The organism is Bradyrhizobium sp. NBAIM03, from assembly GCF_020194055.1.
In the GTDB taxonomy this organism is placed as follows: domain Bacteria; phylum Pseudomonadota; class Alphaproteobacteria; order Rhizobiales; family Xanthobacteraceae; genus Bradyrhizobium; species Bradyrhizobium yuanmingense.
The window spans coordinates 1-408 of the sequence record NZ_JADYVS010000224.1; the positions used below are offsets into that span (position 1 = coordinate 1).

General features: G+C 63.0%; 1 protein-coding gene. It reads left to right on the forward strand.

All coding sequences use genetic code 11. From position 1 onward, the window contains the following. A partial coding sequence (locus I6F21_RS38215; protein WP_225184447.1) for an aldehyde dehydrogenase family protein occupies nt 1–408 on the forward strand: 408 nt, incomplete at both ends.

Here is a 408-nt window from a genome sequence, read left to right on the forward strand (position 1 = left end):
GATCTACCAGGACAAGGGCGTCGAACTCCGGGTGTGCCCGGCCACGCGCGCCACGCTGGAAGCGGCTGGTTTCGGCAATCTGAAGGATGCCGTTGAGGCCGATTGGCACACCGAATACCTCGCCCCGATCCTGTCGATACGCACCGTTGATGGCCTGGATGCCGCCATCGAGCACATCAATACCTACGGTTCCGCGCACACCGATTCGATCATCACGGAGAACTATTCGACCGGCATGCGCTTCCTGCGCGAGGTCGATTCGGCCAGCGTGATGATCAACGCGTCCACGCGATTTGCCGACGGCTTTGAGTACGGCCTGGGCGCCGAGATCGGGATCTCGAACGACAAGCTCCACGCGCGCGGCCCGGTCGGCCTGGAGGGGCTGACCTCGCTGAAGTACGTCGTGTT